This window comes from Sphingobacterium sp. SRCM116780 (assembly GCF_021442025.1).
GTDB lineage: Bacteria > Bacteroidota > Bacteroidia > Sphingobacteriales > Sphingobacteriaceae > Sphingobacterium.
On the sequence record NZ_CP090446.1, the window covers coordinates 2940174 to 2966416 of the forward strand.

At 34.9% G+C, this 26243-nt stretch carries 19 protein-coding genes; 18 read left to right on the top strand and 1 reads right to left on the bottom strand.

The window, feature by feature from the left end; translation table 11 throughout:
• Positions 1–324: 324 nt before the first annotated feature.
• The 6 genes from LZQ00_RS12665 (at position 325) to LZQ00_RS12690 (ending at position 12407) form a co-directional block, all read left to right on the top strand.
• Positions 325–2682 (top strand): ABC transporter permease, encoded by a 2358-nt coding sequence (locus LZQ00_RS12665; RefSeq protein ID WP_234509649.1) that lies wholly within the window; start codon positions 325–327, stop codon positions 2680–2682.
• 40 nt (positions 2683–2722) lie between these two features.
• On the top strand, positions 2723–5128 hold the full coding sequence (locus LZQ00_RS12670; RefSeq protein WP_234509650.1) for an ABC transporter permease: 2406 nt from the start codon (positions 2723–2725) through the stop codon (positions 5126–5128).
• 495 nt (positions 5129–5623) lie between these two features.
• Positions 5624–8068 carry an ABC transporter permease gene (locus LZQ00_RS12675; RefSeq protein WP_234509651.1) on the top strand — a complete coding sequence of 815 codons (2445 nt, stop codon included), beginning with the start codon at positions 5624–5626 and terminating at the stop codon, positions 8066–8068.
• 179 nt (positions 8069–8247) lie between these two features.
• Entirely contained in the window at positions 8248–10650 is a 2403-nt protein-coding gene (locus LZQ00_RS12680; protein WP_234509652.1) for an ABC transporter permease, read from the top strand.
• A gap of 167 nt (positions 10651–10817) precedes the next feature.
• Positions 10818–11477, top strand: coding sequence for an ABC transporter ATP-binding protein (locus LZQ00_RS12685; RefSeq protein ID WP_234509653.1), 660 nt, complete (start codon positions 10818–10820; stop codon positions 11475–11477).
• 81 nt (positions 11478–11558) lie between these two features.
• Entirely contained in the window at positions 11559–12407 is an 849-nt protein-coding gene (locus LZQ00_RS12690; RefSeq protein ID WP_234509654.1) for a transglutaminase-like domain-containing protein, read from the top strand.
• 1 nt (position 12408) lies between these two features.
• Here the strand turns inward: LZQ00_RS12690 and LZQ00_RS12695 are convergent, their stop codons facing one another.
• Positions 12409–13533, bottom strand: a complete 1125-nt coding sequence (locus LZQ00_RS12695; RefSeq protein ID WP_234509655.1) for a hypothetical protein — start codon at positions 13531–13533, stop codon at positions 12409–12411.
• Between the two features lie 155 nt (positions 13534–13688).
• Here LZQ00_RS12695 and LZQ00_RS12700 point away from each other — a divergent pair, with 155 nt between their 5' ends.
• The 12 genes from LZQ00_RS12700 (at position 13689) to LZQ00_RS12755 (ending at position 26238) form a co-directional block, all read left to right on the top strand.
• Complete coding sequence (locus LZQ00_RS12700) at positions 13689–14339, top strand: epoxyqueuosine reductase QueH (RefSeq protein ID WP_234509656.1); 651 nt, start codon at positions 13689–13691, stop codon at positions 14337–14339.
• A gap of 107 nt (positions 14340–14446) precedes the next feature.
• Entirely contained in the window at positions 14447–14983 is a 537-nt protein-coding gene (locus tag LZQ00_RS12705) for a YceD family protein (RefSeq protein ID WP_234509657.1), read from the top strand.
• A gap of 14 nt (positions 14984–14997) precedes the next feature.
• Complete coding sequence (gene rpmF, locus LZQ00_RS12710) at positions 14998–15189, top strand: 50S ribosomal protein L32 (RefSeq protein WP_234509658.1); 192 nt, start codon at positions 14998–15000, stop codon at positions 15187–15189.
• A gap of 106 nt (positions 15190–15295) precedes the next feature.
• Complete coding sequence (gene plsX, locus LZQ00_RS12715; protein ID WP_234509659.1) at positions 15296–16234, top strand: phosphate acyltransferase PlsX; 939 nt, start codon at positions 15296–15298, stop codon at positions 16232–16234.
• Between the two features lie 5 nt (positions 16235–16239).
• Entirely contained in the window at positions 16240–17229 is a 990-nt protein-coding gene (locus LZQ00_RS12720; protein WP_234509660.1) for a beta-ketoacyl-ACP synthase III, read from the top strand.
• Positions 17230–17309: 80 nt separating this feature from the next.
• Positions 17310–17789, top strand: a complete 480-nt coding sequence (gene accB, locus LZQ00_RS12725) for an acetyl-CoA carboxylase biotin carboxyl carrier protein (RefSeq protein WP_234509661.1) — start codon at positions 17310–17312, stop codon at positions 17787–17789.
• Positions 17790–17872: 83 nt separating this feature from the next.
• Entirely contained in the window at positions 17873–19222 is a 1350-nt protein-coding gene (accC, locus tag LZQ00_RS12730) for an acetyl-CoA carboxylase biotin carboxylase subunit (protein ID WP_234509662.1), read from the top strand.
• Positions 19223–19297: 75 nt separating this feature from the next.
• Positions 19298–20167 (top strand): twin-arginine translocase subunit TatC, encoded by an 870-nt coding sequence (gene tatC, locus LZQ00_RS12735; RefSeq protein ID WP_234509663.1) that lies wholly within the window; start codon positions 19298–19300, stop codon positions 20165–20167.
• Complete coding sequence (gene rpiB / locus LZQ00_RS12740; RefSeq protein WP_234509664.1) at positions 20167–20613, top strand: ribose 5-phosphate isomerase B; 447 nt, start codon at positions 20167–20169, stop codon at positions 20611–20613. The genes tatC and rpiB overlap by 1 nt, the downstream gene beginning before the upstream one ends.
• Positions 20614–20691: 78 nt before the next feature.
• Positions 20692–22266, top strand: coding sequence for a M28 family peptidase (locus LZQ00_RS12745; RefSeq protein WP_234509665.1), 1575 nt, complete (start codon positions 20692–20694; stop codon positions 22264–22266).
• Between the two features lie 340 nt (positions 22267–22606).
• Entirely contained in the window at positions 22607–25294 is a 2688-nt protein-coding gene (locus LZQ00_RS12750) for a carboxypeptidase-like regulatory domain-containing protein (RefSeq protein WP_234509666.1), read from the top strand.
• 47 nt (positions 25295–25341) lie between these two features.
• Positions 25342–26238 carry a DnaJ C-terminal domain-containing protein gene (locus LZQ00_RS12755; protein WP_234509667.1) on the top strand — a complete coding sequence of 299 codons (897 nt, stop codon included), beginning with the start codon at positions 25342–25344 and terminating at the stop codon, positions 26236–26238.
• The last annotated feature ends 5 nt before the right edge of the window (positions 26239–26243 follow it).

Sequence of the window (26243 nt, forward strand, 5' to 3'; positions counted from 1 at the left end):
CATATTGATCCTTCATGATACATCCATCAAATATTTTTATCATTATAAAAGCAGTCTGGTAATCACAAAGCAAAGTGCATGAGTTTTTCCAAACAAGACTGCATCGATAAAGAAGTTAGATATGTGCGCTTTTGAACGAATACTGTTCGAATATGAACACTTGAAAAAACATATCAAAATACATTAAAATCTCATTTTCAATGTATTAAAAATATGGCGTAAGGATTGGTTCTATAAAATGATGATGCTTCTCACCTGAACATGCTTGAGATTAGAAACGAGTAAACTAAAATGAGATAAAGTAATAGGCTAAATAAGATAAAGATGATCAAAAACTATATTAAAATGGCATGGCGTAACCTTTGGAAGAGCAAAGGTTATTCTGTTATTAACATCATGGGGTTAGCTATTGGAATGACAGCTGTGTTAGTCATTGCTATTTGGGTTCAAAATCAATTGCAATTTGACAACTTTTATAGCAATAAAGAAAATCTGTACAAAGTTTGGAATAAATACGAAGATGAAGGAGAGATTGGTGTATATGATATCACTTCTGCTCCCACTGCACCAGCTTTGAAAGATGAATTTCCAGAGGTTGAATACACTGCTCGTATGTATTGGTTAACGGATCGTCTATTCACTTATGCGGATAAAAAACTGAAATCCAAAGGGAATGAAGTGGATGCTTCGTTTTTGCAAATGTTTAATTTTCCATTAATAAAAGGAACTGCACAACATATATTAAACGATCCAAAAAGTATTGTTCTCACAGTGAGCTTAGCAAAAAGCCTCTTTGGAAATGAAGATCCTATGGACAAAACCATCACTTTGGACAATAAGGAATCTTTTAAGGTCACTGGAGTGATGCAAGATTTGCCTAGTTATACGGATTTTGATTTTAGTTATCTGATTCCGTTAAAGGCAGATATGTATGGATCTAATTGGAATACAAATACATTTTACACGTATGTACAACTAAAGGCAGGAACCGATGTTAATGCATTTAATAAGAAAATAGCAAACCTAGTCCGTAAACAAACCAATGATGAGTTGAAAAGCTCGGTATTTCTATATCCGATAGCGAAGATGCATCTCTATTCTCAATTCGAACAAGGTGTTGCCGTTGGAGGTAAAATAGAACAGGTAAGATTGGTGGCTGGTATCGGTCTGTTAATCTTATTAATTGCTTGTATTAATTTCATCAACTTGAGCACAGCGCGAAGCCAAAAGAGAGCAAAGGAAGTTGCTGTGCGAAAAGTAGTGGGTGCAAACAGAAGTAGCTTAATTGGTCAGTTTTTAACAGAATCGGTTTTATTGACCTTCATTTCTGGAATCTTAGCGCTCGGCTTAACATTTATTGTATTACCCTTATTTAATCAATTATTGGATAAACCCCTTTCCTTGGAATTGACAAATCCGCTAATTTGGTTAGGAATGCTGGGCTTTATACTCATGACTGGGTTGCTAGCAGGACTTTACCCTGCCTTTGTTCTGTCTTCTTTTCAACCTATAAAAGCATTAAAAACGATTGGAACAAGAAAGAGATTTACGTTAAATTTTCGTGAAGTTCTAGTGGTATTGCAATTTGGAATTGCAATTGTACTCATCATCGCCACGCTAATCGTGCGTAAGCAAATCGATTATGCAGGGCTACGGGACATTGGCTATGCGACTTCCCGGTTAATTGAAATTCCAGTGGAGGGTGATATTGAAAAAAATTATGAAGTGATTAAATCGGAATTGGTCAACACTGGTATAGCAACCAGTGTTACAAGAACGGGTTGGTCAATAACACGAGATGCATCCAATTCAAGTGGTAATTTCTCTTGGGATGGTGCAACACCTAAACAAATCAAAAATTTGAGTTTTAATTTAGTTCGAACAGAAAGTGATTTCATCAAGACACTTGGATTGACATTGGTTGATGGAAGAGATTTGGACTACGCACGATTAGCGGCAGATAGTGCGGCTGTCTTATTAAATGAAGCCGCTATTAAAGAAATGAAACTGCAAAATCCTGTTGGAAAATTCTTTAAACGGGGAGATAATACCTATACCATTGTTGGTGTATTTAAAGATTTTATCAGTGGATCACCTTACAGTCCAATTAGTCCAATGCTCGTTCTTCCATCAAAAGAATGGCTTTACAATATCGCTATCCATACAAATACAAGTATGCCAACAGATCAGGTACTACAAAAAATAGAGGTTATTTTTAAAAAATTCAACCCTGCCTATCCTTTTAACTACAGTTTTGTTGATCAGCAATTTGCAAAAAAATTCAAGGAGCAAGAGCAGACAGGACAATTAGCCTTAATTTTTTCTGTTTTGGCCATTTTCATTTCATGTCTTGGTTTATTTGGACTCACTTCTTATATCGCTGAATTAAGGATAAAGGAAATTGGCATCCGAAAAGTGTTAGGAGCGTCCGTTACTGGTATCACAACAATGTTGTCCAAAGACTTTGTCAAGTTAGTGGTTTTATCTATCCTTATTGCCTCTCCTATTGCCTGGTGGGCGATGAACAAATGGCTACAAGATTTTTCTTATCGCATAGAAATACAATGGTGGATATTTATTTTAGCAGGAGTTTCAGCTTTAGCTGTTGCTATTACTACTGTTAGTATGCAGGCTATAAAGGCTGCAAATACTAATCCTGTCAAAACATTAAGGGATGAGTAATAGGGTACTGAATATAAAGTAAAAAAAATACAGTTTGACAATGATCAAAAATTATATCAAAACCGCTTGGCGGAATATTGCAAAACGAAAATATCAAAGTATAATCAATCTATTAGGGTTAGTTTGTAGTGTTACTTTCGTCATGTTAGTTGCCGCTTATATATGGGATGTGTATCAGGTGAATAGCCAATTAAGGAATAAAGATCAACAATATTTATTACAGAGTAGCTATAAAAAAGAGGGCTTTGGTTTAGCTTTAACTAGTTTGGGTGCCCTACCTAAGGCTTTAAAAGAAGAATATCCAAATTTAGTTGCCAACTATTATCGCACCGATGGATTGACTTGTATCCTGTCCAATGGTCAAAAAACATTTGAAGAAGGTGTGGGTCTTGGTGATCCGACATTTCTAAACATGTTTGGTTTTTCTTTACTTGAAGGAGATGCATCTACAGCATTAACAACACCTTTTACCGTTGTATTAACAGAAAACGCTGCTAAAAAATATTTTGGAAAAGTGGATGTTTTGGGACAAACTTTAGAAATAAAAAATTTCACAGGTGAAAAACATCCTTTCACCATCACGGGCGTAATCAAGTCCAATACTCAGAACTCCGTAATGCATTTAAACGAGGCTATGCACTGTGATGTATTCTTGCCTATAGCAAGCGAATCGTATTTTGGACGCTCTATTGACAACTGGAACAATCCTTATATTGCTTCCTTTATTGAACTGCAAAAAGGTGTTACAGCAGATCAATTGCAAGGTCCCATCCAAGATCTAGTAAAGCGTAATACGGATCAAGAATTTTCAGCAAACTATGCTCCAGATTTAAAACCTTTAAAAACCTATTTTTTAGATGATAACAATGGAGCCATACGTAAAATGATTTCCACGTTATTATGGATTGGGGGGTTTGTTTTGTTCATGGCTATCATCAATTTCATCAATATTTCCATCAGTCAAAATATCACACGTTTAAAAGAAATTGGTATCCGAAAAGTGATGGGTTCTTCTCATTCGCAGCTCATCTCACAATTACTCGCCGAGTATATCATTACCATGATTATTGCTGTTGTCGTCAGTCTTCCTCTATATGTATCACTACGTCCTTTGTTTGAAGAAATCTTCATGCGTAAATTACCAGCATTAACAACGCTCCCATTTGTTTTTTTTATTCTGTTATTTCTATTCGCGTGTGCAGTTGGTCTTCTCGCAGGAATTTATCCAGCAGTTAAGTTGTCTAGTAATGGTGTTTTGGAGTCTGTAAAAAATAAATTTACACAAAATAGCAGCAAACAAGTTGTTCGTAGGGTCTTGTTATTCTTGCAATTTGCCGTTGCCATCATTATCTTAATGGCAACCATCATTATATCTAAACAAATCAATTTATTTATCGATGGAAATCTAGGCTACAATAAAGAATCCCTGCTGACCATACAGGTGCCACGGGATTGGAGTGAACAGGGTCTTAAGAAGATGAAGACTTTTAGAAATGAGCTTCAACAGCTTCCTGAGATTGAATCCTTAAGCCTTTCTTATGAGACTCCTGGTCTACTGGGAAACTATAATGTGTCTATCATCAATAGTAAGGCCAACAAAGAGGTAACTGCGCAAACCATTACATCGGACGCCTATTTTGCCAAAACGTATCAAATTCCATTACTAGCTGGTCATTTTTTTTATCAAAATGCCGTTGATCAGGTCAATAACTTTTACGTTGTATTAAATAAAAAAGCGATGCTTTCCTTAGGATTTCAACATCCCGATGAAGCCATTGGACAAATCATTACTTTAAAAGGAGTAGATAGTTTAGTTACCATTGCTGGTATAACAGCAGATTTTGTAGCAAATTCCATGCATACTGAGTCTCCACCAATTGTTTGGATGGATGTGTCCAAAAGTAATCAATTTCGATATCTAAGTATTCGACTGAAAGCAGGTTCTGTAGCTACTTCTATACAAGCGTTGGAAAAAAAATGGAAAGAACTGCTTCCTGATGCACCTTTTCAATATCAATTTATGGATGAACGTATTCGAAAACTGTATGAGACGGAACTTCAGTTACAACGTGCATCGCAAGTCGCAACAATCGCATCTTTATTGATTGTATCATTGGGTATAATCGGCTTAATTACACTGTCGATAAATTTGAGGAACAAAGAAGTTGGCATCCGTAAAGTTCTTGGTGCCTCCTTATTAAATTTAATCTTATTGTTTTCAAAAGAGTTTTATTTAATTTTTGTTCTAGCCTTAATTGTGACTATACCGACAAGTTACTTACTGATGAATATTTGGTTACAAAATTATATAAGCCGCATTCATATAGAGATACTAACCTATTTACTGCCGTTAAGCTTTTTGGCTTTATTACTTGGCACCTTGATTATAGGAATTATCTATCGTGCGACCCGATTCAATCCGATTGAAAAGTTAAGAGATGAATAATGCGGACTTTTGCATGAACATCGATTAGGTTTTTAACGTATAGATTATAAGTTACCATAGGTGCAGATTATCAATATCTCAATCCTGTGGTAACTTATAATCTATTCCACAAAACCTGGGATAGCTATGCTTTTCACATTCAGTTCAAGGAGAGTGAAACTGTTTGTGAAAGTAAAACAGGATGATTTTGAGCTTATCAATAAATCGGATGAGGAAATTAATGCTATTTTTAATGAAGAATCAATCTTGGTTGAGCCGCCCCAACACAAAGTTATATACTTATCCTAACCAAATGAATAATAGCATAATCTTCTTATAAAGGGTTTGTACGATATCGAACAGTTTACGTTCGATATCGTACAAAAATATTTTATCAAAATAGACTGTAATGTCCTGATAATTAATAAAATAAAAATTTGGCAATGCAATTGCCTTATGAGGTATGACTCGTTGTTTCAGCGATTAAGGAGAGGCCTTCAAACTAAAGCAATTGATATGATCAGAAATAATCTTAAAATCGCTTGGCGGAATATTACAAAGAATAAATTATATTCCAGTATCAAAATCGGTGGGTTTGCATTTAGCATATCCATCTGTATTTTAATTGTGTTGTATATCAAACATCAAACAAGCTATAATAAGTTCTATCCATCAATGGATAGGGTTTATCGCTTAATTGTTCAAGCACCGGAAGGTAATAAAATAAATCGTTGGGTATCTCTTTCTGCTCCTGGAGCGTCAACATTAAAAGAAGAAATTCCAGCAATCGAAACTTCAGGTCGTATGCTTCCCAATCCTTTATTCGGCGCTGGAAGTAATCAATTTTCCATTAACCAGACACCAGACAATCATTATGATGAAGGGTTTGTATATATCGACCAATCTATATTGGACATGTTTCCTTCACCCATGTTATATGGTCAATTGGAACATGCGTTGGACAAACCGAACACCTTAGTTTTAACAAAAAGTAAAGCGACTAAATACTTTAAAGGAAATCCAATTGGACAACAGATTTATTTGAATAACAATAAATCAAAAGCTTATACTATTACGGGAGTCATTGAGGATATCTCCAGCAATTCTACTTTATATGGTTATGATTTCTTTATGTCACTAGCAGGAGAACCATTTTATCCAGGCGAACAAATTAAATGGACCAGCAATAATTACACAATCTATGTTAAATTGAAAGCAGGAGCAAATGTAAAGCTTGCAGAACAGGAAATTATCAAAAATTATATCACGGGACATTATATTCGAGAACTCATTAAAGCAGGACGAAAAGTTAATCCCATTGTTCATCAAATTAAGATCACGCTTCAAAATGCACTAGACATTCATCTGCATTCATCTGACATCGAAGACGATAAAATTTCAACCTTGAATCGTGGAGATATCCGTATGGTATGGACATTTGCAGCGATAGCACTTTTTATCCTACTGATTGCCTGTATTAATTTTATTAATTTATCTACAGCCAATGCAACAACAAGGGCTAAGGAAATTGGTATTCGCAAAACCATTGGATCTAACCGAAAAAGCTTAATTAGCCAGTTTATGTGCGAAGCACTAAGTTATAGTTTTCTGTCCTTATTTATTGGTTTATTCTTAGCTTCATTATTACTCCCTTTGTTTAATAACATCATCAATCAATCCGTTGAAATACCTTGGTTGACGTGGTATTTTATTCCCTTCTTAATTTTTGCCACCTTTATCATCGGTATTATAGCAGGTCTGTATCCAGCACTTTATCTATCGAGTTTCAAACCCATATCTGCTCTAAAGAATAAATCGGCTGGCAATCCACGTAGTTCTTTTCTACGTAATGGTTTGGTTATTTTTCAATTTGCAACTTCCATTACCCTGATTATTGGTGCATTGATCAGTAACCAACAAATTCAATATATCTTAAATAAAGATTTGGGATTCAGCAAAGATCAAATAATCGTACTGCGGGGATTGAGCGCAATTCCCAATCAGCTGACGCTCTTCAAAAATGAACTTAAAAATATTCCTTCAGTCAGTAACGTTTCCATCGGCGATTATCTTCCGGTACCAATCGATGGTGCCAAAAGAAATGGCAACCCTTTTTGGTTAGATGGAAGAAGAGAAATGGATCTCGCAATACAAGGGCAATTGTGGAACGTTGATCAAGATTACATTTCAATCTTCGAACTTCAATTGGTGGACGGACGTAATTTCAATCCTCAACTGGCATCGGATAGTTCGGGCATCATTGTAAACAAACAGATGCTGAAAGAATTAGGCATTACGAATCCTATTGGTACAAAAATCACCAATGGTCAGACTTGGACAATCTTAGGTGTAGTAGATGATTTTATTTTCGAATCTTTAAAAGGTGAAGGAATAGCCCCTCTTGGCTTGACATTACAAAATAGTCCTTCTTTGATGGTTATTAAGGTAAAACCGCAAAAGATGGATCAAACATTGGCAGCGATTACAAAAGTCTGGAATCAGTTTGCCCCAAATCAAAAAATCAACTACAGCTTTCTGGATGAAGGATTTGAAGCCTTATATCGAGATGTGGAACGAACAAAAAATATTTTCATCTGTTTTGCTGTGGTCGCTATTTGTATCGCTTCTCTCGGATTATTTGGCTTGGCTACTTATATCACAGAACAACGTACCAAAGAAATTGGCGTCAGAAAGGTTCTTGGCGCAAGTAATATACGCTTGTTAAAATTATTATCAGGTGATTTCATGAAACTGGTGTTTGCCGCCATTGTCATTGCCACACCAATCGCTTGGTGGGCAATGAATCAATGGCTAGCAGATTTTAATTATCGAATTGATATCGGCTGGCTGTATTTTGCTGTCGCTGGATGTTTTGCTATTCTGATTGCTTTAGGAACAATCAGTTTCCAAACATTAAAAGCCATACGATCGAATCCAGTAGATAGTCTACGAAATGAGTGATTTCCAGTTGTACGGTTGTGAACGAAAACTGTTCAATAACGAACAGTTTAAAATCCGAAAAGGAAATCAAACAACTGAATAACAACAAAATAACAACATGGCAAAGCGATTGTATACTCAAATAGAAGGATAAAATATATCTCATATAAATTTATAAACAGCGTAGAACTGGACAGCTTATGTTTCAAACAGATATCAAAATTGCTTGGCGAAGTCTATGGAAAAATAAGATTTTTTCATTGTTGAATATATTGGGTCTGATGTTAGGTTTTTCAGGTTTTATTCTATCCTATCAATATATTAATCGTGAAACAAGTTATGATAAATGGAATGCTAATTTTGATCGTATCTATCAAATAGGTTTTCAAAATGAAGGCGTATTTACAAATGAAACTCCAGCAACCTTAGCTCCATTACTGAAGGAAAGTTTACCGGAAATAGAGACTGCAGGAAGAAAAGTCAACTATAATTTTGGTGCTTATCCTTTGTTTGGCGAACAGACAGTCTACGTCAAAAATGCGGCAATGATCGACTCTTCTGCAGCTCACATCTTCCAAGTGGAAAGCAAAACGGGTGCTCTTTATAAAAATAAGGAGCAAAATGAAGCCACATTAGTAAAAGGTCATCTAGCTGAAAAATTATTTAAAAAATCAGATTTAAATTTTGATAGCCCAAAATCGGTTCCTGCTATGAGCCTTCAGCTAGGACAACAAGAAAATATATATGGTATCAGTAAACCTCGAAATCTTTCCTTAATTGACTATGATTTACTTTTTATCAAAGAACCACAAGACTTATTTGCTACTGGAAGTCCTTTTTTATATCAAACTTATATTCAAGTTAAAGTTGGCACAGACATCGATCAATTGTCTCAAAAGATAAATACGTTGTATCGTGATAAAATTGCTTCTCAAGGTCAAATTCAATCCTCGAGCTTGGCTAAGGGAAAAATTTATTTGGATCCTTTAGCTAATCTGCATTTAAGACCAAAATCGGGAAGCAACACACCTTATTTAATGATATGGATAGTAGGTATCATATCTATCTTAATTCTTGTATTGGCATCTGCTAATTTCGCCAATATGATGATGGCTCAAGCTGACCAACGGATTAAAGAATTAGCATTAAAAAGAATACTGGGTAGTTCACGTTGGTCCATTATACGCCAGCTCCTTTTAGAAGTTTTTGTCTTGACTTTGATTGCTGCATTATTGAGCTTAATGACATTATCCATTACAGGGAATATATTACAGAAATGGTTCAACGATGACCTCAAACAGTACATCCTGAGCACAGCAACTGTATTACAGCTTTTTATTGGAGTTATCGCGACAACAATCTTATCGGGTATTTATCCTGCCATTATTCTTTCAGGATTTAAATCGATCAATTTACTAAAAGGGGGCTTAACGCCTACACGTAAAAAAAATTCCTTTGGAAATGGTCTCTTAGTTTTTCAGATCAGTATAGCACTTTTATTTATCAGTGGAATGTTCGTTATACATGGACAAATTCGTTATATGCAGACTACAGATAAGGGATTTGAACCTAGTCAGGTCATTAGCTTTAAAGGAATAGGAATGTATTATGATGGAACTTTAAAGGGTTCCTATCAAAATCTCAAACAGCGCTTAGAAAATGAGCCAAATATTCTTTCTGTTGCCTCGGCTACCAATATCCCTGGAGAGGGAGAAATCCCGTCACAAAAACAATTTACTTACAGTCAGAAGCAATTTAATTTGGAACATATTGGTATTGACAAAGGATATTTTAAAACCTTAGATATTCCGACTTTACAAGGAGACAATCGGATCTCGATTGATCAATTACTCAAAGACTCTCTGTCACATTATGCGGTCATCAACGAGTCAACAGCAAAAACCTTAAACCTAAGTCAACCTATTGGTACAAAACTCGCAGGGTGCGGCGTAAGTTTTGAAATTATAGCCGTAATAAAAGATAGTAAGGCCTATGGTTTTGAAAATGCAGTGTCTCCAACTATCTATTCCTACAAAAATGAATGTGGACCTATACGTCCTCAAACAACATTAATGGTGAAAATTGCAAAAGGAAAAGTAGATCAAGTTATCGAGACCGTTCAAAAGGAATGGCAAAAAAATTCTTTCGCACAATCACTTCCTTTGGACTATTCTTTTATGGATCAGCAATACGCGTTATTGCATCAGAAACAGCAAGAATTACAGAAAGTCTTCAATAGCTTTACCATTTTATCTGTTATTATTGCTGCTCTTGGATTATTTAGTATGTCGGCTTATCTAGTTGTTATCCGTAAAAAAGAAATGAGTGTCCGTAAAGTTTTGGGGGCCTCTGTGCAAACCATATTCTTCCAACTGAACAAACCTTTTTTCAAATTATTTATAGTAGCAAGCTTGGTTTCGACTCCCCTAGCCTACTTACTCTTGAACAGGTGGTTAGAACATTTTGCATATCGTGTCGAAATACAATGGGCACATTTCTTATTTGCCTTTTTGATTGTTTTTATCATTATCGTGATTTCAATTAGTTTTCAAACTATTCAAGCTGCAAAAGCTAATCCAATAGATAATTTAAGGGATGAATGATCATAGAGCGCAAGAGCATATAAAATTGTGATTTGATTAATCATAAGGTTAAAGTAACTTCATCATTCAATAGTATACTTCGCAAGAGCGGTAGAAAAACTGATTACAAATGATGGATTCGTAATACATAAAAATTATTAAATAAAAAGAGATAAAAAATACATCATATGATACAATTAAAACATTTATTTAAATGGTATAATGTCGGAGCTGCACGTTCATTCGTATTGAAGGATGTTAGTTTAACTATTGATGAAGGTGACTTCATTTCCATTATGGGACCTTCTGGATCTGGAAAATCAACGCTTTTAAATATCATTGGTATGTTGGATGAACCTGACGAGGGAGAGTATCTATTTATGGGAGAAAATGTATTGGATTTAAAGCAAAAGAAAAGAACGCAACTTTTCCAATCGCATATGGGGTATGTGTTTCAATCCTACCATTTGCTCGACGAGATGACGGTATATGAAAACATCGAAACACCGCTAATCTATAAAAACAAATCTTCTTCTGAACGTAAATCGATCGTCAGTGATCTATTGGATCGTTTTAATATTGTTGGTAAAAAAGATCTTTTTCCTGCTCAATTATCAGGTGGTCAACAACAGATTGTTGGAATTGCTAGAGCTTTGGCTGGTTCTCCATCCCTCCTATTGGCAGATGAACCAACTGGAAATCTAAATTCTAAACAGGGTGAAGAAATCATGGAATTATTCCAACAGCTCAATGCAGATGGTGTCACGATCATTCAGGTAACACACTCTGAAAAAAATGCCACTTATGGAAAAAGAACTATTCACATGCTTGATGGTCAATTGAAGTAATTTCACAAACCAATATAACCGAAATAACTCCCTGCAGATGTCAAATTTGGCATTAAGCAGGGATTTTTATTAAATTTGTATATGGATGAAAAAGAATTACAGGCTTTAATAACGTTATTGGATGACCCTGACCAAATAATTTTTGAAGAAATCGAAAATAAATTATTGAGCTTAGGTCCTGACATTATTCCCTCGTTGGAAGAATATTGGGAATCTTCTTTTGATCCCAATATACAGGAACGGTTAGAAAAAATTATTCATAACATACAATTTGAACAGACTAAAAATGAATTATTAGTTTGGAAAATGAGTAACTCTTATAATTTGCTAGAAGGTTTACTTGTGATTAATAGTTACCAGTATCCGTCTTATGATAACAATCTTATTCGCATTACGATGGAGGATCTAAAACGTGAAATATGGTTGGAACTTCGTTATGAAATGACTCCTTTGGAGAAGGTGTCGTTAATGAATTACGTCTTGTTTAATAAGTTTGGTCTATCAGGGAATACAAATGATTATCATAATCCTCAAAATTCCTTTATCGGGCGAGTTCTAGAGTCTAAAAAAGGGAATCCATTAACACTTTCTTGCATCTATACGATTATCGCTCAAAAGTTAGATATTCCTATTTTTGGCATTAACCTTCCGAAACATTTTATGCTTTCGTATGTGGATGATGATCAGCAAGAAAATGAGGTATTGTTTTACATCAATGCTTTCAATAAGGGTCAAGTTATGCAAAAATCAGATGTTATTTCTTTTCTAAAGCAACTCAACCTTCCCTTATCAAAGGAGTTTATGCTACCTTGCGATAATGTCACCATACTAAAAAGAGTGTTACGAAATCTAATCACTGCTTACGAACAAAATGAAAGTTCAAGCAAGAAACAAGAAATAGAAACACTCTTCAAACTCTTGGAGGAATAATTTATTGTTCGTTTGGACCTCTTGCATCCAATGATAATGCAACAGGTGTTAACGCATATTGTTTTTTAATATTTGGTTCAACATTGCCATTATCTGTTATTAGAAAACGGGAAACAATCTTTGTGTCAGCATCAGCAACATACAAATATTTAGCCCCATCTCGATTATCAATTGCAACATCAAGTGGTCTTTTTAAACCTGTTAAATCACCTGAAATGATACGGGTTGGTGAAATCGCTTGATCAGCTGAACTGGATAATAACGCCGAAGCTCCTTCATATAATAAAATTTTACCGACTGAAGTTCCATTCGTTGTCACATAGGTAGCTACTGCTAGTAAATCTTGGCGCGCCGAGTAACTAAAGCCTCTTATTTCGCCTTGATCTGCAATTGTCAATACTGCTCTTGGAGGAAAAGATTGTTCATTCAATACCGAATCCACTGCTGGATTTTTATTTAGAATATTTCCAAAAATTGCTATTCCTTTTTTTCCTTCTGTTACTGACATCAATAAATCTGCATTTGCCTCAGGGCCTTTGAATGCCATCGTCCAAGGTTTAAGTGTACCTAAAGCAATACGTTGTTTAGGAATTGCTTTTCCTCTAAAATTTCCTGGACTTTGAAACAAATAGATAAAAGATGGATTGGTTCCTTCTCCAATATTGGATACATAAAGATTATCAGCACCATTATTATAATGATAAGCTAACCCTTTTACATTTTTTAAAAGTCCATTTGAAATCATACCTTTGCTAGCTGGAGCACCTGTCAAGGCATTAATTGACATCACCTGAATTGTGGTATCTCGAATTGAACCACTACCATTGGCACTGCTTTGAAAAACATATTTGGCAATCGGATTAAAAAGAATTCCTGAACCACCTTTTATCCCTGAATTATAGGATAACGAGGGTACAAAAGAAGTTGCAGAATCTGCACGATCAATAATATCAATATTATTATAGGGAGTCAGTGCCTCATTCAATTGAAATTCTGAAAAAGACACGTATAGTCTTGAAATCGAAATCCTTGCCAGCTCTGGATCATCATCTTCTCTAACACAAGAAGTTAAACATGTTACAAGCACAAAAATTAAAAGCGTGATATATGTTGTTAGTGATTTCATTTTTAATTTGATATATGTACAAATCTACAAATATGATCCAATATACAGATAAAAAAATAGAGATTCGCTTCTGTATCAAGAATTCTATTATCCAAATATTTGTAAATTCAGTACTTTTTGAGTAAAATTGCCAAACTTTTATTAGTTTAATAGCAATGGAAGAGCAGGAGTTCATCAGAGAAAAATTAACATTACCCAATGAAGGCAAGAAATTGCTTTTACATTCTTGCTGTGCACCATGTGCTGGAGAAGTAATGGAAGCGTTAATCAGTTCGAATATCGAATTCACCATCTATTTCTATAATCCTAATATTCATCCACGTAAAGAATACGATTTACGTAAAGAGGAGAATATACGTTTTGCTGAAAAACACAATATCCCTTTTATTGATGCAGACTATGATGTTGATCATTGGTTTGAGTTAGCAAAAGGAATGGAACATGAGCCCGAAAAAGGGATTCGTTGTACGATGTGTTTTGATATGCGGTTTGAAAAAACAGCTGAATATGCTGCCGCACATGGATTTGATGTTATTTCTAGTTCGTTAGGAATTTCGAGATGGAAAAATATGGATCAAATCAATGATTGTGGGTTACGTGCTGCCTCTCGTCATGAAGGAATGGATTATTGGACGTTCAATTGGAGAAAAAAAGGGGGTGCTATCCGTATGTTAGAAATATCTAAAAAAGAACGTTTTTACATGCAGGAATATTGTGGTTGTGCTTACTCTTTACGGGACACCAATCGCTGGCGAATGGAAACGGGTAGAGAAAAAATAGAATTAGGTAAAAATTATTATGAATAAAGCTTGTTATAAGGCTCATATTTAAGAAATAATTGAAATATATTTTTTAAAATATATTTCAATTCTAACTTATTTATACATACCTTTGCAGGCTCAAATGCAAGATTGTGAAACATCTAAAACAATATAAAATACCGTTTTCGGGGCTAAATGCAGGAAAACACAATTTTGAATTTGAAATAGATAAAAAGTTCTTTGATTGTTTTGAGCATTCCATTGTAAAGAATGGAAATCTGATCGCAAATATCGAATTGCAAAAGCAAGAAAACTTGCTGATTTTGAATTTTACAATTGTTGGTGAAATCCAATTGACATGCGATGTTTGTTTAAGCGAATTTCTATCGCCAATTACAGTAAAAGAACGCATATTGGTCAAATTCACTGAAGAGGACTGGACAGATAATACAGAAGAAGTATTGGTCTTATCTAAAAGCGATCATGAACTAGATCTTACTGAATTGTTATATGAATATATCAATTTAGCTGTTCCTTTATTTGCTAAATGTAGCGATCAAGGAATGGATATTACTTGTGATCCGGCGATGTTAGCACACTTATCCAGTGAGCATGAAAAGGAAAATCAAGCAAAAGAAGAAAACATTGACCCACGTTGGGCAGCATTAAGAAATATTAAAAATAACTAAAACAGAGATACGAGATGGCACATCCAAAGCGTAAGACTTCTAAATCAAGAAGAGACAAAAGAAGAACACATTATAAAGCTGACAAACCTAGCTTAACAATTTGTAAAGAGACTGGTGCAGTTCATTTACCACACCGTGCATACACAGTAGACGGAAATGTATACTACAACGGTAAATTGATCATTGAAAATACAGCTGTTGTCTAACTTAGATCTTTCAGAACATAAAACATCCCAAAACAAGTATAATTAAAAAATTATACTTTAATTTGGGATGTTTTTTGCGTATTATTGACTTGAAAAATAATCACGAATGAAGATTGGTTTAGACATTTTGGGTGGCGACTACGCCCCTAAAGCAACAATATTAGGAGCGATAGAAGCTCAACAGATATTATCAAACGATCAAAAGATTGTTCTTTTTGGTAATAAAGATGAGACAAGATCACTTATTGAACAAGCTGGGGGTAATCCTTTAGATTTTGAATATGTGCATGCTCCTGACAATATTAGTATGGGTGAACACCCTACTAAAGCAATTACACAAAAACCAAATTCTAGTATTGCCAAAGGCTTTGAATTACTAAAAAATGGTGAAATAGATTCTTTTGCTTCCGCTGGTAATACTGGTGCAATGCTTGTTGGATCTGTTTTCAGTGTAAAAACAGTGCCTGGTGTATTAAGACCTGCTATTACGACAATTGTTCCAAAACTCAAATCAGGTTTTGGGCTATTACTTGATGTCGGTGCTAATGCAGATTGCAAACCCGAAATGCTGAATCAGTTTGCCATTTTGGGAAGTTTGTATTCGCAACATATGTACGGTATCACTTTACCGAAAGTGGGTTTACTAAACATCGGTGAAGAAGAAGAAAAAGGTAATCTCCTAACCACAACCACCTATCCCCTTTTAAAAAATAACGAGCGTATTAACTTCATTGGAAACATAGAAGGTCGCGATCTGTTTTCAGATCTTGCTGATGTATACGTTTGTGATGGTTTCACGGGTAACGTTGTTTTAAAACTAGCAGAATCATTTTACGTAGTGACATTGAAAAAAGGATTCAAAGATGAATTCTTCGATCGATTCAACTACGAGCAATATGGAGGAAGTCCTGTTTTAGGAGTAAATGCTCCTGTTATAATAGGTCATGGAATATCAACTCCACAGGCTATTAAAAATATGGTTTTACAATCTAGAGATATGATTCAGTCAGATTTTATTGACAAAATCAGATCTGCTTTTAATTAAATTTTATGTCAAAAATTCATGCTGCTATTACAGCAGTTGGTGGATATGTTCCGGATTATATCCTCACCAATAAAGAGCTAGAAACGATGGTTGATACTAATGACGAGTGGATTGTCTCTCGTACGGGTATCAAAGAACGTAGAATCTTAAAAGGAGAAGGTAAAGCAACTTCAGACTTAGCTGTACCTGCAGTACAACAGTTATTGGAAAAAAGAGGTATAGCGGCTACAGATATTGAATTGATCATTTTCTGTACAAGCACGCCTGATATGCTTTTTCCTGCAACAGCCAATATCTTAGCCTATAAAATAGGCGCAACAAATGCTTGGGGATATGATTTGCAAGCAGCATGTTCTGGATTTCTATTTGGATTAACAACTGGGGTTCAGTTTATTGAGTCTGGAAAACATAAAAAAGTACTTGTTGTAGGTGCTGATAAAATGTCTTCTGTCGTTAACTATCAAGACCGTAACACCTGTATCCTATTTGGTGATGGCTGTGCTGCTGTTTTATTAGAGCCAAATGAAGAAGGATTGGGCATTCAAGATAGTATATTGAGAACGGATGGCTCTGGTGGTCAGTATTTAAATATCAAAGGTGGAGGTTCACTAAACCCTGCTTCGCACGCTACTGTAGATGCGGGTATGCATTATGCTTATCAAGAGGGTAAAACTGTCTTTAAATTTGCCGTTACGAATATGGCCAATGTTGCAGCGGAGATTATGGAAAAAAATAATCTGACCGCAGATGATATTGCTTTTCTAGTTCCTCATCAAGCAAATAAACGTATTATCGATGCGACAGCTGAACGTGCTGGATTACCGGAAGAAAAGGTTATGATCAATATTCAGAAATACGGTAATACCACAAGTGCTACTATTCCATTGTGTTTATGGGAATGGGAAAACAAATTGAAAAAAGGTGATAATCTGATTTTAGCTGCCTTTGGTGGTGGCTTTACTTGGGGATCTATCTACATAAAATGGGCTTACTAAGTACAAAATTTATTTTGTAACTTTAGAAGTTGTTCAAAAAGATTTTTAAATTTAAACTAAAATATTTAACCTGCATAACTATGGGTATGGACATTAAACAAATTCAAGACTTGATTAAATTCGTTTCAAAATCAGGTGTGAATGAAGTAGCAATCGAAGAAAAAGATTTCAAAATTACAATAAAAACAAATCAAGAGCCTACATATGTTACCGCTTCAGCTCCTGTTGCTGCGGCACCATTAGCAGCTGCTCCTCAACCTGTTGCAGCAACTCCAGTAGCAAGTGCAGCTGCACCAATTGTTGTTTCTGAAGAGGCTAATTTTATTACGATCAAGTCTCCTATGATCGGTACTTTCTATCGTTCGGCGGGACCTGGTAAACCAATGTTTGCAAATGTTGGAGACGAAATCAATAGTGGTAAGGTATTGTGTATCATTGAAGCAATGAAATTATTCAATGAAATTGAATCTGAAGTTTCAGGTAAAATTGTTAAAATCTTGGTAGAAGATGCTCAACCCGTTGAGTTCGACCAACCATTATTCTTGGTAGATCCAAGATAAACAATCGTCAGTATTTCTATTACCGATCAACATGAGCGTGCACAAAGTGCGCACTCATAACCCAAAACTTCACAGAAAATACAATGTTTAAAAAAATATTAATAGCTAATAGAGGAGAAATCGCCTTACGTATCATTCGCACATGTCGTGAAATGGGTATTAAGAGTGTAGCTGTTTATTCAACAGCCGATAGAGATAGTTTACATGTTCGTTTTGCGGATGAAGCTGTTTGTATAGGTCCTCCTGCGAGTAAAGATTCTTACTTAAACATTCCAAATATTATCTCAGCTGCAGAGTTAACAAATGCAGATGCGATTCATCCTGGATATGGCTTCTTATCTGAAAATGCAAGATTTTCAGCTATTTGTGCTGAATACGGCATCAAATTTATTGGTGCTACTGCTGATCAGATAGAGAAAATGGGCGATAAAGCTCATGCAAAGGACACGATGAAAAAAGCGGGTGTGCCTACGGTACCTGGTTCTGAAGGTCTTTTGACTTCTTTTCAAGAAGGTATTAAACTGGCGAATGGAATCGGATATCCTGTTATCATTAAAGCAACTGCTGGTGGTGGTGGTAGAGGTATGCGTATCATTTGGAAAGATGAAGAATTTGAGCAGGCTTGGGATTCTGCTCGTCAGGAATCTGCTGCTGCTTTTGGTAATGATGGTATGTATCTGGAAAAATATGTAGAAGAACCTAGACACATTGAAATCCAAGTCGTGGGTGATCAATTTGGCACGGTATGTCATTTATCTGAAAGAGATTGTTCGATACAACGTCGTCATCAAAAATTATTAGAAGAGGCTCCTTCTCCATTCATTACACCAGAATTGCGTCAAAAGATGGGAGAAGCAGCGATTAAAGGTGCTAAAGCGGTAAATTACGAAGGTGCTGGTACAATCGAATTTCTGGTTGACAAAAACCGCAACTTCTACTTTATGGAGATGAATACACGTATCCAGGTAGAACATCCCGTAACCGAGGAAGTCATTAATTTTGATTTAATTAAAGAACAAATTAAAGTGGCTGCTGGTATCCCAATTTCTGGTAAAAACTACGAACCAACCATGCATGCTATTGAATGTCGTATCAATGCGGAAGATCCTTTCCAAAATTTCCGTCCATCACCAGGAAAAATCACGAATTTCCATTCACCAGGTGGTCATGGCGTACGTGTAGATACACATGTATATGCAGGCTATACCATACCTCCAAACTATGATTCAATGATTGCAAAATTAATATGTGTTGCACAAACACGTGAGGAAGCAATTTCGACCATGGAAAGAGCGTTAAGTGAATTTGTTATTGAAGGTATTAAAACTACAATTCCACTTCATTTACGTCTAATGCGTGATCCAAACTTCAGAGCGGGTAACTTTACCACGAAATTTATGGAGACTTTTGATCTTTCAGAGGATATTGCATAATAAAATTATCTTTACATAGATAAAAAATACCATTCTTTTCAATAAGAATGGTATTTTTGTTTACAAACATTTTTTATGAGTACAACAGAACGAAAAAGCTTAATAGAATCTATAAAAGATAAAGGAAAAAATTTAGAGGCAGAGATGTCTTTCTTTGACCATCTCGAGGTATTAAGATGGCACTTGGTTCGTTCAGTCATTGCAATTTGTATCTTTGCGGGTTTATCCTTCACTTTCTACGATTTCGTCTTCAACGAAATTATTATGGGACCCAAAAATCTTAATTTTTGGACATACAGAATGATGTGTATTGTGGGTAATAAATTTAATCTTGATGGGTTCTGTGTCGAACATATTCCTTTTAATATTATCAATACCGAATTGGCAGGGCAGTTCATGCTACAGATTAACTCCTGTTTATTGATGTCCTTATTATTAGGTTTCCCTTACATTTTGTTTGAAATCTGGCTTTTTATAAAACCTGCTTTAACAGATATTGAGCGTAGATCGGCTCAGGGTTTTGTTTTTTATGCTACTTTACTCTTCGTATTAGGTGTTTTATTTGGATATTATGTCGTGGTACCTTTATCGGTCAACTTCCTAGCTAATATTTCATTAAGTGTCGAAATTACCAATCAAATTACCATTGACTCTTATCTTTCCACGATTGCAACATTATCCTTAGGTTGTGGTATTGTATTCTTATTACCGATATTAATCTTTATTTTATCTAAAATAGGAATCATGACACCAGAGTTTATGCGTGCGAGTAGAAGATATGCCTCAGTAATTATCTTAGTTATTGCAGCCATCATCACCCCTACTGCCGATGTCATTACAATGTTAACGGTAGCTACTCCAATGTTCATTTTGTATGAAATCAGTATCTTAGTATCTGCGAATGTTAAGAAAGCAAAATTAGCACAAGAAAAAAATAATATATAATGAGTACTTTAAAAACAATTGCAATAGGAAGTGATCATGCAGGTTTTGAATACAAAACAGCTATCATAGCTTTATTGAATGAATTAGGTTACGAAGTAAAAGATTTCGGACCCTATAATAGCGATTCTGTGGATTATCCGGATTATGCACACCCAGTTGCAAGTGAAGTAGAAGACAAGAAAGCAAGTCTAGGTATACTGATTTGCGGTAGTGCGAACGGTGTTGCAATTACTGCGAACAAACATCAAGGAATCCGTGCCGCTATTGCTTGGTTAGAAGAAATCGCTGCTTTAGCTCGTCAACATAATGATGCGAACATCATTTGTATTCCAGCTCGGTTTATCGATTTGGAATTAGCAAAATCTATCGTCAAAACATTTGTTTCAACAGATTTTGATGGTGGTAGACATGCAAACCGAGTGAATAAAATTGCCTGTGATTGTTAATTTTTAACATAATTTAAGGGACGGAGAAGAGGTGTGTATATACTTTTTCTCCGTTTTTTTTGTTTTATATAAAAAAGTATGAAAAAATTCTTTAGTGTTATCTGTTTTATCTCGTCCTTATATAGCTGTGCTGTTGCACAAAATCCTGCGGCTAAATATGCCAATGCTATTACAGAAGAATCAACAAGAAAACATCTTACGATACTTGCTTCGGTAGATTTTGAAGGACGTGGTACTGGTCAGAAAGGTGGACGGCTGGCAACTGAATACATTGCTAATGAATATAAAAAATTAGGTTTAACAGCACCTGTGGGGGGTAAATACTTTCAACCTGTAAGTTTATTGAAAAATAGTTATCAAGTCAAAAATTTCACAATTGCTGGACGTCCCTTCGTGAATGGACAAGATCTCTTGGCATTAGGAAATAATGAATTAAAATCAATAGATGATAAAGAAATTATTTTTATTGGTTATGGCATTGATGACCCTAAATATTCGGACATAAAGGGATTAGATCTAAAAGATAAAATTGTTCTTTTATTAAATGATAAGGAACCCGTTGATGAGAATGGAAAATCAATCATTACGGGAACAACTAAATTATCAGAATGGTCTACCGTCAGGAATAAAAAAATCAAAGAGATCATGAAGCACCATCCTAAATTAGTTTTAGCGTACACAGAAGAATTGGACAAATGGCTGGAAAATGCAGGAGGTCGTGCGACAGAAGGACGCTTTAACTTAGCTCAGGATCAAGCAGCTCCTGAAACTAACCCTATGCCTATTGTTGTTAATATTACGGATCATGTAGCTAACTACATTTTAAATCAAGGAAAAACAAGTTTAGCAAATATTACTTCAAAAATAAATCGAAGTCAGAAGCCACAGTCATTCACCATTAACACTGTTTTTAATAGCCAATTAGGCTTGATGGCGGAACAATTTACAGATCCTAATGTGATGGGCTATTTGGAAGGTACCGATCTTAAAAATGAACTTATTGTGATCGGTGGCCATTATGATCATGACGGCAAAGACGCCGATGGCACAATCTTTCCAGGAGCAGACGACAATGCTTCTGGTACAACAGCTGTTTTGGAGCTAGCAAAAGCATTCAGTCAAGCCAAGGCAGAGGGTAATGGTCCCCGAAGAAGCATCTTGTTTATTACATATGCTGCAGAAGAAAAGGGACTATTGGGTTCCAAATACTATACGGAGAATCCGATCTTTCCACTCAACAATACCGTTACTTGTATCAATATCGACATGATAGGTCGCATCGATAATAAGCACTTAAATGGTAATCATCAATATATCCACTCGATTGGTGCCGATAAATTAAGTTCTGAATTATCCACAATAAACAAAGAGGCGAATGAAAAATCCAGTCAATTGGAACTAGACTTTATGTATGATGATCCTAAAGATCCTATGCGTCTTTATTATCGCTCTGATCATTATAATTTTGCAAGCAAGGGTATTCCTTCCATTTTCTATTTTTCAGGTTTACACCCAGATTACCATACACCAGACGATACGGTTGATAAAATTGATTTCCCAATTATGGTCAAGAGGGAAAAATTTATTTTCCAAACCGCTTGGGATGTCGCTAATCGCGATACAAAACCCGCTGTAGATAGTAAAAAAGACTAGATTGTTTCAATGATAATAATTAAAAAAGGGGCTTTCAATATATTGAAAGCCCCTTTTTTATACCTGCTCTTGATATAATCATCTCATATCTGTAACTATATAGCTTTCCTCTATTGCATATCAAATACTTGTTTTTCGTTATGTTTTCATCAATCCCATCATTAAGACAATGTCAATTAGCCATCTTATCGATCAAGCGGAGGAAAAATGAATAGAATTCAATTTATTAAAACTAATAAATAGAAAGTAACGAATTTGTTAAAAATGTTAATTAATAGCTCAGCAGTCATTAATTTAATTATTTTGCATCTGTATTCAACCAACCTTAACTCATTAAATTATGAAGCTATATTTATTAGCTATTTTCTCATTATGTATAAATTTTGCTTTTTCACAAAATACTGGAAGTTTAAAAGGAACTGTTCTTGATTCGTATCATAAACCATTAGAAAAGGCGACTGTCTCTATTCTGGTGAAACAAGACTCCTCTCTCCTATTATACGCGCTAACAAATGAAAAAGGAGAATTTAGCCTTGTTAAGCTTCCTACAAATAAAGATTTAATCTTATATATCTCACATATTAATAGTGACAATTTTCATCAGATAATCCGACTTGCTCCTGATGAAAAGAGGCAAATAGACAGCATTCTTATGGAAGGAAAACAACTGGATGAAGTCGTGATTGCTATTGCCCCTCCTGTCCGAATGAATAAAGATACGTTAGAATACAATACCGATTATTTTAAAACAAGACCAAATGCGAATGCAGAAGAACTCTTAAAACAACTTCCTGGATTACAAATCAATATGGATGGTACTATTTATTATGAAGGAAAAGAAGTATCACAAGTTAAAGTGAATGGGAAAGATTTTTTCGCAAGTGATCTCCGAATTGCAACTCGTAATTTAGATGCTTCATTGATTAAGACTGTACAAGTGTATCGCGACAAAGGAGAATCAAAAAAAATCGTAGAAGATGAGGAAAAACTACCCATCACCATCAACCTAAAATTTAAGAAAGATTTTCTAAAAGCGAGTTTTGGAAAATTATATGGGAGTGTTGGTACGCGAGATCGGTACGAGGCAGGAGGTTTAGTAAATAGCTTTCGTGATACGTTACAATTAAGTTTTATTGGATTTGGAAATAATATCAATCGTGAAAGTTTTGACTATAATGAACTGAGTCAACATGCTGGACTGGGAAGAGCAGAAAACTATGGTTTCAATGATTTTGGAGGTAGAAACTACGGAGGTAAAGCTAATGATATGGCCGCTGGATTTAACCTCAATAATGATTGGGGACAGAAAACCAAATTAAATGTGATGTATATGCTAAAATATAAGAAAGATGAAAATAGCAATACAGGTAATCAATCAGCTCTATACGATAGTATAGAACAATTTAATGAAAATATATATAACACCCATAATAAGTCTGTTGCGCACAATATTAAAACACTCTTTAGACATCGTATGGATACAACAGCTTATCTAGAGTTTACTCCCAACTTGAATATTTCAAATGGAGATGGTAAAAGTAATAGTTGGATGAAAACATACACAATCGATAAACCCTTAAATAATAACACGAGCACGAATCTGTCAAATAAATTTAGTTTAGATTATTCACATAGTTTCTATATAGAAAAACAATGGAATAAAAACCATATTATTTCTTTACGAAATAATATAAGTATCAATAAAAACAAGAGTGAAGAAACGAATAATCAAATTTCAAATATCTATCAAAATCCAATACCTAATTCCAGTTTATGGGAAAATAAAGTGGAAAATGAAAAATCGAGCACTATAAATCTAAATGTAGGATATAATAATAGAAGCATCGAAAAATTAAATTTCGATTTCTATGTTGCTTATAATTCATCGAAAAACACTCCTTTCGAAACCATATACTTCAATCGTGACAGCACAGGAGCTGTTCATGGAGAGCAATATGAGAACAACTATAGTTATGATTCACAAGAATATATTTCAGGGATAAAATTCTTTTGGAAGCCAATAAAAAATTTAGCAATCAATTTTGGTACAGCATATGCCCTTAAGGATAACCAGTTCGATTTATATAAAATAGATGAACATAAAACAACTTCAAATGGTTATTGGTTACCCAATATTAATATTCGTTTTCAAGAATTTGAATTGTCATGGTCAAAGGATCTTGCTTCGCCCACCACATCCAGAATGCAAACGGTAACGGATGACTTAAATCCATTGATGACAAGGCTATCCTCATTTTTTTATCAGAATGTTCAAAACCAAAGGGCCCGATTCTCCTTTAATAAATATGCACAAAACTATCAAATTGGTTTCTATGCCGACTTAAATTATAAAGATAAAAGTGAAGGTTCTAAAAGTTGGAGAGATGTGACCACAGGTCGTTACACGATACAATCTTTTCAAGCAGGATCTACGACGAATCATAGTATATACTTCTATGGTCGGTATAATTTCAAATCTGGCAAAGATTGGACTTTTTACATTTCTCAAAATAGCAGCTTATATACTTACGAACGATATGCTTCTATCAATGATGTTGATAATAAATTAAGTAATCTGGGAATAAATTTGAAACAAGAATTTTCTGTTACTTGGAAAAACCTGATCGGATTTTCACCTAAATATGAATATAGTTGGAACAAAGCCATGAATTCTGTACAAAACAATCCCAATTTTATTGAAAGTTCTTATGAAACACATAAAATCGGTGCTGGATTAAATATCAATCCGATAAAAGGATTCTCTTTAGAAACTTCTTATTCCTTAGAAAATAGAGCAAGTGGCTTAAGTGAAAGACAAAATTACCATATCTTAAATTCGTCTCTCTACTATACATTAAAGAATAATTCTCAAATCAAGTTAACTGGTTTTGATATTTTAAATCAGAATACCCAAAATTACTGGGGTACCTATGGAAATACAACTTATTACCACGATTCCATTACCCTTCGGCAATACTTTTTGCTTGGATACATTTATAAATTCAAGATTACGACACTGAAAAAATAAACAAAACAGGCTTATTGATTGTTGAGACTGTAGAAATTAAATTTAATATGGCATTTGTAGATTACTATCAAGTACTTGGCATTAACAAAACAGCATCTTCTGATGATGTAAAAAAAGCATATCGCAAATTAGCTCGAAAATATCATCCTGATCTGAATCCCAGTGATGAAGCAGCGAAGCAGAAGTTTCAGGAGATAAACGAAGCGAATGAGGTGCTTTCAGATCCTGATAAACGGAAGAAATATGATCAATATGGTGAAAATTGGCAACATGGAGAGGAGTATGAAAAAGCGCAGCAACAGCATCGCCAATCTGGAGGAAATCCATTTGGTGGATCACAAAGCTATTCGGGAAATTTTGATGACGGTCAGTTTTCGGATTTCTTTGAACAGATGTTCGGAAGCCGTACTGGAGGTGGAAGACAGAGCAATTTTCGTGGACAGGACTTCAATGCAGAACTGGAACTAACACAGCAACAGGCTTATATAACGCACTCCCAGACATTTACTATAAACGGTAAAAATATACGGATCACCATCAATGCAGGTGTAGAAGATGGTCAAAAAATAAAGCTTAAAGGTCTTGGAAGCGATGGCGTTAATGGAGGTCCTAAAGGAGATTTATATATTACTTTTCATATCCAGCCAGATCCTAAATTCAAAAGACAAGGTAATGATTTATACAGTTCTTTAGATATCAACTTATATACCGCAATTTTGGGTGGGGAAGCAGTAATTGATACTTATGGAGGAAAGATAAAACTTAAAATCAAACCAGAAACGCAAAACAATACAAAAGTAAGGCTCAAAGGGAAAGGATTCCCGATATATAAAAAAGAAGGGGAATTCGGGGATTTATATGTCAGTATGAATATTAAGATTCCAACCAATCTATCTGATAAAGAAAAAGATCTATTCAAACAATTAGCTGATTTAAAAAAATAAAAAAG